The 7,941-nt window shown below is 42.8% G+C and carries 13 protein-coding genes; 6 read left to right on the top strand and 7 right to left on the bottom strand.

Features of this window, described 5'->3' with window-relative positions:
- Positions 1-248 (bottom strand): transposase (locus VP97_RS14635; RefSeq protein WP_172656784.1); only part of this gene is annotated, 248 nt, incomplete at its 3' end.
- Between the two features lie 101 nt (positions 249-349).
- Positions 350-901 (bottom strand): hypothetical protein, encoded by a 552-nt coding sequence (locus tag VP97_RS14630; RefSeq protein WP_050182653.1) that lies wholly within the window; start codon positions 899-901, stop codon positions 350-352.
- A 114-nt stretch (positions 902-1,015) separates the two neighbouring features.
- On the opposite strand from VP97_RS14630, the gene VP97_RS14625 reads away from it, so the two are divergent.
- Positions 1,016-1,615 (top strand): TetR/AcrR family transcriptional regulator, encoded by a 600-nt coding sequence (locus VP97_RS14625; RefSeq protein WP_050182652.1) that lies wholly within the window; start codon positions 1,016-1,018, stop codon positions 1,613-1,615.
- Between the two features lie 97 nt (positions 1,616-1,712).
- On the opposite strand, the gene VP97_RS14620 is transcribed toward VP97_RS14625, so the two are convergent.
- The gene (locus VP97_RS14620; protein WP_050182651.1) at positions 1,713-2,015 is read right to left on the bottom strand and encodes an iron-sulfur cluster assembly accessory protein; all 303 of its coding nucleotides are present in this window, start codon (positions 2,013-2,015) and stop codon (positions 1,713-1,715) included.
- 326 nt (positions 2,016-2,341) lie between these two features.
- On the opposite strand from VP97_RS14620, the gene VP97_RS14610 reads away from it, so the two are divergent.
- Positions 2,342-3,031 (top strand): gamma-glutamyl-gamma-aminobutyrate hydrolase family protein, encoded by a 690-nt coding sequence (locus tag VP97_RS14610; protein ID WP_425388476.1) that lies wholly within the window; start codon positions 2,342-2,344, stop codon positions 3,029-3,031.
- A 186-nt stretch (positions 3,032-3,217) separates the two neighbouring features.
- On the opposite strand, the gene VP97_RS14605 is transcribed toward VP97_RS14610, so the two are convergent.
- Positions 3,218-4,072 (bottom strand): glycerophosphodiester phosphodiesterase, encoded by an 855-nt coding sequence (locus VP97_RS14605; RefSeq protein ID WP_172656782.1) that lies wholly within the window; start codon positions 4,070-4,072, stop codon positions 3,218-3,220.
- A gap of 146 nt (positions 4,073-4,218) precedes the next feature.
- On the opposite strand from VP97_RS14605, the gene VP97_RS23910 reads away from it, so the two are divergent.
- The 4 genes from VP97_RS23910 (at position 4,219) to VP97_RS14590 (ending at position 5,027) form a co-directional block, all read left to right on the top strand.
- A complete protein-coding gene (locus VP97_RS23910; RefSeq protein ID WP_156153508.1) occupies positions 4,219-4,362 on the top strand; it encodes a hypothetical protein in 144 nt (47 codons plus the stop codon).
- A gap of 111 nt (positions 4,363-4,473) precedes the next feature.
- Positions 4,474-4,629, top strand: coding sequence for a small, acid-soluble spore protein K (gene sspK, locus VP97_RS14600; protein ID WP_050182648.1), 156 nt, complete (start codon positions 4,474-4,476; stop codon positions 4,627-4,629).
- 18 nt (positions 4,630-4,647) lie between these two features.
- On the top strand, positions 4,648-4,833 hold the full coding sequence (locus tag VP97_RS14595) for a YfhD family protein (RefSeq protein ID WP_050182647.1): 186 nt from the start codon (positions 4,648-4,650) through the stop codon (positions 4,831-4,833).
- A gap of 5 nt (positions 4,834-4,838) precedes the next feature.
- A complete protein-coding gene (locus tag VP97_RS14590; protein ID WP_050182646.1) occupies positions 4,839-5,027 on the top strand; it encodes an H-type small acid-soluble spore protein in 189 nt (62 codons plus the stop codon).
- Positions 5,028-5,382: 355 nt separating this feature from the next.
- Here VP97_RS14590 and trhO read toward each other — a convergent pair whose 3' ends face one another.
- The 3 genes from trhO to VP97_RS24360 all read right to left on the bottom strand — a co-directional run.
- Positions 5,383-6,327 carry an oxygen-dependent tRNA uridine(34) hydroxylase TrhO gene (trhO, locus tag VP97_RS14585; RefSeq protein ID WP_050182645.1) on the bottom strand — a complete coding sequence of 315 codons (945 nt, stop codon included), beginning with the start codon at positions 6,325-6,327 and terminating at the stop codon, positions 5,383-5,385.
- Between the two features lie 490 nt (positions 6,328-6,817).
- Positions 6,818-7,333 (bottom strand): GNAT family N-acetyltransferase, encoded by a 516-nt coding sequence (locus VP97_RS14580; protein ID WP_050182644.1) that lies wholly within the window; start codon positions 7,331-7,333, stop codon positions 6,818-6,820.
- Between the two features lie 196 nt (positions 7,334-7,529).
- Positions 7,530-7,941: hypothetical protein (locus tag VP97_RS24360; RefSeq protein ID WP_216594929.1), on the bottom strand; the 412-nt coding region annotated here is incomplete at its 5' end.

Raw genomic sequence — 7,941 nt, 5'->3', positions numbered from 1 at the left:
TCCTTAATCGTCTGGCGCATCGAGCGGATTCCAAATAGATACTGGATCAGCACCATTTTAATCAGTACAACAGGATCGACGCTTGGCCGTCCGTTATCGGCAGAATACATATCTTCCACTAGCGGATATATAAAGTCAAAGTCGATTGCCGCCTCGATTTTGCGAACCAGATGGTCAGCAGGTACAAGCTGATCGAGCGCGACAACTTCCATTTGATTCCGGCGGTTTTCCGGTCGTTTTGATAACATACAAATTCCCCCACAAGATTTTGATGTTTTTATTGTACAAAAAAAGCCTGCAGACATCATCTTCAAAATGAAGACTTTGTCTACAAGCTGGAACGCACTTTTTATTTAAGTGCGTTCTTTTTAGCTTGCTTCGGCCAAATAAAGTAGCTAACAGTAATAAGCAGGTCAATAGCCAATACAATGGTCCAGATACGCAAAATCTGCCAGAGTGCCTCTGTCCGTTCCCCCTCGCCAATAAAAAGGATGATTGCATACAATAGCCCGGCTCCAATTGCGTAAGCGAAAGCATGCCGGACCGCATTTTTAGCATCCTGCCTGGCAAAAGCAAGGCCGGTTTTAGATTCCGTTCTGCTTCCGTCTTTTAACAAGTATTGACGAAACTTCTTGTCGGCCCAATGGACCATGCTCCTTCCATACGCAATAGACACACCAATATAAACAGCTGCAATACCGTGAGCGATCGTGGCAGACGCTCCTCTGTAAAGATCCATGACTGTAAAAATAAGCAGCAGCAGGTCAATAACAGGGGTAAGCGCTAAAAAAATCAGCCCTGCTTTTTCCTGACGAAACACATACCGCATCATTAATCCGGTTAAAATCACAACCCAAAATGCAATTTCACAGGCAATAATCAGCCAGGCAATGATATTCACTTTGTTCCTCCTTTTTAATACATTCGTATTACCAAAAGAGTATCATATTACTTTATTAAATACAACTGTATCAAAAAAATGGTTTCTTCCCGGTTTTTCTGCTACACTTGTCATATGCCAAAAATCGTCGATCATAAACAGCGAAAACAACAAATTGCCGAAGCCACGTGGAATGTTATTTTAAAAAAAGGAATCGGCGGAGCGACTGTACGCGCCGTTGCAGCCGAAGCCAATGTATCACTTGGATCGCTTCGCCACTATTTTTCGACTCAGGATGAATTGCTACTTTATGCGATGAATCTTGTTAAAGAGCAGGTGTCAAAACGGATCGATACCATTTTAAAATCAGGAAGCTCACCGGAGCTCACCAGTATCCGCATCCTACTGGAGCTCATTCCTTACAATCAAGAAAGCGAAACGGAAATGTCCGTCTGGTTTCATTTTGTGACAGCAAACATTCCATCCAAACATCAGGCGGACGATGGAGTGCTCGAAGGAATTCAGCGCATCATGACCGGCCTTTATCAAGCGGGACGCCTGCATAAAGCAGTAAATCTCGACATTGAAACAGAACGGCTTTATGCCCTGGTGGACGGCCTTGCTCTTCATGCCATGCTTAACTCCAATCGGCTGTCGAAGAACAAAATAAAACAAGTAATTGTCGGCCACATGAATACATTATTTCTCCAGCCTGTTGAAGAAGCGAATGTATAAAGAAAAAGGTCTAGACGTTTTCCGTAAAAACAGGCTACTTTGCAAAATAAACAAACTTAACTCAAATAAAAAAGACGCCCCCGGCGTCTTTTTTATTTTAATGGTGATGATGACCGCCTTTGGACGAGTTAGTTACAACAAATCCTTCTTCTGGTACGTAGAAATACTGAACAAAAATGCCATCGAGAAACTCTTCACGGCTGTCGAGGATAATATCGATTTCCTTATCGGTGTGAACGACTACATCATGCTCTTTTGGCGTATCCAACATAATCGCATAATGCGCATGGTTTCCATGATGTTCGGTTACTTCTACTCGGATCATTTTTCCTTCTGCTTCAGGTGTATCAAGCATTTTTTTTAGTGCTTTCGCAGCTTTTTGGTTTACTTTGCACTTCATCTTCTTTTTCACCTTCCCTGGTAAAGCATTTCTTTCAGTGTAGCGGTTTACGGTAAAGAAAGCGAACCTTCTGTCCTCTTCTCATTTTCTTTTATTTTTCAGCACATAGAAACCCTACAAGCAAGAGATTACTGCTCACAGGGAAATCGGCTCCTGAATAAGCTAAAACAATAGCTCCCTTTGTATTTTTCTCAAAAAAGGGATGAATCCGGATTTTTCGCGACCTGGCAGCTTCCATGAAAGCAGCCCCGCTAAACAGCCAAAGGAGGATTTGCATGAAGAAATCACCTGTCATTGGCATTACCAGTTCGTATGTCCGCCAAACGCTGAATTCGGAAGGCGTTTATGTACATCATGATTACCACCGGGCCATCCTTAAAGCCGGGGGTATCCCTATTATTCTTCCGCCTGCTCCCTTGCATGTCATTTCATCGTACCTTGACTTATGTGATGGTTTTATTTTAAGCGGAGGAGAAGATGTTGATCCGGTATATTATGGACAGATTGCTCATGAAAAGCTTGGTTCTGTGTTTGCAGAACGGGATGAATTTGAGTTAACACTAACAGCCTTGCTGTTAAAGCGAAAAAAACCAATTCTTGCTATCTGCCGCGGTCTTCAGGTAATCAATGTGGCGCTTGGCGGCACACTCTGGCAGGACCTGCCAAGTCAAGTGAACAGCCCCATTCAGCATTCACAAACGAGTCACCGTTCCCTTCCCACTCATCCAGTTACGATTTCCAGCCATTCACAATTAGCGAAAATTATAAAAAACACTACAATAAATGTAAACAGCCTGCATCATCAGGCCATCGACATTTTAGGAAAGGGCCTATCAGCGGTCGGTCACAGTCCGGATCATATAATTGAAGCAGTAGAAATGAAAGGCGAGGCATTTGTAGTGGGGGTACAGTGGCATCCTGAATCAATGGTGCCCGGATGTACAGAAATGAGCCGGCTCTTTTCTAGCTTTGTCAATGCTGCCTCAGCCCATAGTCAAGACGAACAAAATGCATAATTACCGATAAAGTGCTTTAAACTCTTTTCACATGCACCTATGTCAAACTCGACTTAAAGAAACACGCCCAGATGTTTTCAAAACATTTTTATTTTTTAATTGTATCCTTTGTCTGCTGCTTGAAATGTTTTCCTGTTACCATTAATCCCTTTTTAACCAGCTATCTCTCAAGCAGCAGCCTTTGCCCTATTTTCCATTTTTCACTTCATAAAGTACATCTGGAAAATTAGTGAACATACCCGTTACGCCCCAGTCCATCAGCATTTTCATTGTTTTTTTATCATTTACCGTATATGGATGAATTTGAAGCCCGCTGTTCGTAATTTTTTCTACATATTTTTTGTTTATAAACGTATAATTCGGACCGATGCCAATGGCGTATTCTTGAATGTCAGCAATTTCTTCATCTGTAATGTCCGCATTTGTTGTATACCAAAGTAATTGAATAAGGCGAAGGGAAGGGTCAAGCTCATGCATATTCGAAAGGCTTTCTGCGCTAAATGATTGAACAAAAAGTTTCCTTTTATCAATCCCATATTTTTCTATGAGATAAACTAATTTTTCTTCCATTCCCGGGTAAACTTTAGGGGATTTTGTTTCAATATAATAACGTTTACTCTGCCCGAACTTTTGAAAAATCTCTTCAAGGGTGGGAACAGTTAATCCTTTATAAGAAGATTTTGCGTACTGCGGATATGCTTTATTAAACCAGCTGCCCGCATCAAGCTGCTTGATCTCGGCCAGTGTTACATCTTTCACTTTTCCCGCTCCGTTTGTGGTCCGGTCCAGCGTTTCATCATGCATCGCAATTAGCTGCCCGTCTTTTGTCATCTGTAAATCAATTTCAATATAATCGCCTTTTAACTTTTCCCCCAATTCATATGACACCAGCGTATGTTCAGGCGCATACCCTGAAGCACCTCGATGCGCTACGTTCACAATATCTTTTTGTTTTTCTTTTATTATTGCTCCTCCGGCTCCGGAAACAGTAGCTACACTTACCAATAAAGTCAAGGCCGCCGCCATCCATTTTTTCTCCATTTTCTGAGCCCCTGTCTATTCGTTTTTTCTTTTTCTACTCTATCAACCTAGTGTTAATTTCTTTTTAATTTACTGTGAAGATTACAGAGGGATAACATTCATTTTTATTTGCTTGCTACAAAAAATGAAAAGAGTTAGTCGAACAAATGAAAAAAGTTGATGGAGCAAAAAAAGAAAAAACCAAGCACATACTGATTGAAACAAAAATGTATGGACATTCTGTCTCCAGAGGATCTTTACTGTTTTACAGCCGTCAAGAAACCGTTTTATCTATATCATTTGCTAAATAACCAATATAATACGCTCCATCATTTTCATGTTAAACAAGCTCATAAATTTCACCCCGTGTTCCATACTATATCGGCGGACACGCACAGTTCAATCATATGGGAGGGATGGAAATGAGAAATAAGGCAAAGGATTTTTCGATAACGTCCATGAAAGGTGAAGCAGGGAAAGCACGGGCAAAAGCTGCTTACGCTTCTAAAAGGGCAGATGGTTCCATCAATACTCACCCGCAGGAAAGAATGAACGCGTCCTCGCATCGATCAGAATAGGGTAAGGAGAGTGCAGCAATGGGGCGAGACGAGCATAAAACGAGCAGTCACGGCGACCGTGGCCTTTCGCAAACACCTAAAAGTTTAAAAATACCGGCAGACAGCGTCAATGAGGAATATGCCCGTGAGTTGGCTGAATTAACCGAGTTACGGAACAAACGACTTGGTAAGAGTGGCCCTGACCAGTCTTCAAGCGGGAGGTGAAAAGCATGGAGCTTCAGCGTGCGAAACAAATCGTTTCCAATTCAGCTGTTGATATTGATGTTCAATTTAACGGCGTATCTGTCTGGATTGACCAGGTACTTGATGAAACAAATACCGCTATTGTTCACCTGCGCGGCCCTGGTGAAGAACGAACAGAGGTAGGCATTGAAGATTTAAAAGAAGTGACTCATTAATAGGAAGGGCGGTTTCCTTTTAAAAGGAGACCGCCTTTTTTTAAACGAAATACTTTTCCAGCATCTTTCTTCTTTAAATTAACCGCTGACATGCCTTTTCAAGCTCGGCAGTCCGGCTTTGTTCGTGCTGATACTCCTTCAGCGCCCTGCGGTTATGTTCCTTGATAAACCAGACAGTCTGCTTCAGGAATAAGCCAGCCTGCACCTCAGCTTGAATATAATTGGACTTCCACATTTCCGATTGGAGCGGATAAAAAAAGCCTCCTGTTTCTTTTTCGAACAGGAGGCAGGACGAAAAGCAGAGGATCCCCTTTTCACTGGATGCCCCTTTCGTATACTGACATATCGATCGGTTTTACATAGTCTGCTTTAAGATATCAAGGCGCTTTTCCACTTCTTCTTCTGACAGTTTGTGCTCGGCGATATACCGATTACGCGGATGCGTCCGGCATTCGTCTGAACAGCTGCGCAGATAACGGTGCTCTGACTCCTCGGATGCCAGGATCTTTTTATTACATTCCGGATTGGCACAACTTACATACCGCTCGCACGGTTCACCAGTAAAGTAGTCTTTGCCGACAATGGTTGGATTTACCTGATTTACTGGTACGCTCAGACGGTCATCAAACACAAAACACTGGCCATCCCAGTTTTCACCACGCACTTCAGGGTCTTTTCCATAAGAAACGATACCGCCGTGCAGCTGCATGACATCTTCAAAGCCTTCCTTCTTTAGGAATCCGGAAAACTTTTCACAGCGAATACCACCCGTGCAATACGTAAGAATCTTCTTGCCTTCAAGCTCCTCCCGGTGGTTCCGAATCCATTGCGGCAATTCACGGAAGGTTTCTACATCAGGACGGATTGCCCCTTTGAAGTGGCCAAGGTCGTGTTCGTATGTGTTACGCGCATCAAGAATAACCGTATTTTCTTCTTTCATAGCTGCTAAAAATTCCTTCGGCTCTGCATATTCCCCCGTCAATTCAAGTGGGTTCACGTCATCTTCGAGGCGGAGTGTCACCAGCTCAGGACGAGGACGCACTTTTAATTTAGCAAAAGCATGTTCTTCGGCTTCATCAATTTTAAAAACCATGTCCTGAAAACGCGGATCGGCATGCATAGCCTGCATATATTTTTCTGTTTGTTCCACTGTTCCGGACACTGTGCCATTAATCCCTTCTTTGGCGACTAAAATACGTCCTTTCAGCTCAAGCTCCTGGCAAAACTGTTTATGCTCTGCCGCAAATGTTTCCGGATCATCTATTGGTACATATTGATAATAAAGCAATACTCTGTACATCTTTCTTCCTCCACCTATTTACTTCTTTTTTCTTTTGGTATCATATCACGTTTATCGTCATTGCGGGTGATTAATGCACCTGGGGAGTTTTATCCACTTTTTCATTCATTGGCCATCCGTGCTTCAAGCTGATTTCCGTTCAATACGCCTCCCATTACTTTTTTGACGATTTTCCTGTTTTTTGTATTCATCAAACTGAAAGTAGATGAATTGACTATTCACAGCAGAAAAACGATCAACCGGGTATGAATACGGTTACTGTCAACCAAAAGAGGAACTTGGTAGTACGGCTACATGGCGGGATAAAGGTCTACAAAGCCTTTTTTTCGATTTTATTTCAAGTACTACCCTTTAAAAGGAACAAGCCGAGTCTACAGTTAGTATGTGGACCCGGTCTTTTCTCTATGCAGTCGCCTGATGCTTCACAAAAAGACAAGCGTTTTTTTAAAGCCGCTTGTCTTTTTTTACCATCATACATATGTGTTTACACTTACTTGCACTTATCAACAGCAAGACGATATGCTTTTACAATAATTCCGTCACCTGCTGGTTCAAAATCAAACTGAGGCAGGCGAACAAAGCCCAGACGCTCATAAAGATGCACAGCTGCTTCCATAAAATCAGCTGTATGAAGACCAATGTAAGAGTGCCCGCTTTCTTTTGTCCGCCGAATACATTCATTTATCAATGCTTTTGCTGCGCCTTTATTCCGCGCCTGCGGAGTAACCGCCAGCATTCTGATTTCCGGGTAATCCAGCATATCAACAAGCCCTTTATAAGCATCCGATCTCGCCGGGAACAAGGCGACGCTGCCAATCACTTCTTCCTCTTCAACCGCCACTATAAGTTCTACACCTTCTTGTTCATCTGCATTAGAGGATACAGCGCTTTTTAATGCTTCCCAATGCTCAGCGGGGATCTTTTTGGCATGCTCTTCATACGATTTTATTCTTTGCTCGCGAATGGATTCTATTTCTCCTGGCAATGCTTGTCGGATTGCAATCATCTATTCCACTTCTTTCAAATGTATTATCATTCCATATACAGAGCGGCCATCTGACAGTCAAGCGTACTCCGTTAAACCGTTGCAGTTTGATCATCGATTCATTGTATGTACAGAGATCATCCTTTTATATCTCCCTGCATCATCCTGCTTTTTTTCTTCACCCATCATGACTGGTAAATATGTATGTTTTTTGCTTTTATAAACATGTTACCATTGAAATAAAACAAAGGGAATATTTCATATTGAAAAAAGGATGAACAGCGAAAAATACAAAAAAGCAGCCGAAAAAATTCGGCTGCTTCAGACCGTAGACAAATGATTGATAACCACCACATAAATGGGATAGACCGGCGGCGTCCGGGCAGCTTCGCTTTCCATGGGGCAGGCGCTGCCCTCCCGCCGCCAAGTGGCTTGCGACCAGATTGTATAAAGCGAGGAAGGTTGTATTTTTTCTTTTTAAAAGAAGAAAACGTTTATCTAGTCCCTGTTGATTGATCCTCAAAACCACTTGGTGAAGCCGGCCGGACGAAGACTCCTGCGGGAAGTATAGTGAGTCGAGAGATCCCGCAGGCGCAAGCCGAGGAAGCTCCCGCACTGCCCGCGGAACG

Source organism: Domibacillus robiginosus (assembly GCF_000966195.1).
Classification (GTDB): Bacteria; Bacillota; Bacilli; order Bacillales; family Domibacillaceae; genus Domibacillus; species Domibacillus robiginosus.
The sequence above is the reverse complement of the archived record's forward strand: the minus strand, read 5'-3'. Positions and strand labels throughout refer to the sequence as shown.

What these genes read in the sequence shown, in the direction of transcription:
- VP97_RS14625 (WP_050182652.1), top strand. Translation starts at nt 1,016, where the DNA reads ATGCCAAAAATCGTCGATCATAAACAGCGAAAACAACAAATTGCCGAA.
- VP97_RS14620 (WP_050182651.1), bottom strand. Translation starts at nt 2,015, where the DNA reads ATGAAGTGCAAAGTAAACCAAAAAGCTGCGAAAGCACTAAAAAAAATG.
- VP97_RS14605 (WP_172656782.1), bottom strand. Translation starts at nt 4,072, where the DNA reads ATGGAGAAAAAATGGATGGCGGCGGCCTTGACTTTATTGGTAAGTGTA.
- VP97_RS23910 (WP_156153508.1), top strand. Translation starts at nt 4,219, where the DNA reads ATGAAAAAAGTTGATGGAGCAAAAAAAGAAAAAACCAAGCACATACTG.
- sspK (WP_050182648.1), top strand. Translation starts at nt 4,474, where the DNA reads ATGAGAAATAAGGCAAAGGATTTTTCGATAACGTCCATGAAAGGTGAA.
- VP97_RS14595 (WP_050182647.1), top strand. Translation starts at nt 4,648, where the DNA reads ATGGGGCGAGACGAGCATAAAACGAGCAGTCACGGCGACCGTGGCCTT.
- VP97_RS14590 (WP_050182646.1), top strand. Translation starts at nt 4,839, where the DNA reads ATGGAGCTTCAGCGTGCGAAACAAATCGTTTCCAATTCAGCTGTTGAT.
- trhO (WP_050182645.1), bottom strand. Translation starts at nt 6,327, where the DNA reads ATGTACAGAGTATTGCTTTATTATCAATATGTACCAATAGATGATCCG.
- VP97_RS14580 (WP_050182644.1), bottom strand. Translation starts at nt 7,333, where the DNA reads ATGATTGCAATCCGACAAGCATTGCCAGGAGAAATAGAATCCATTCGC.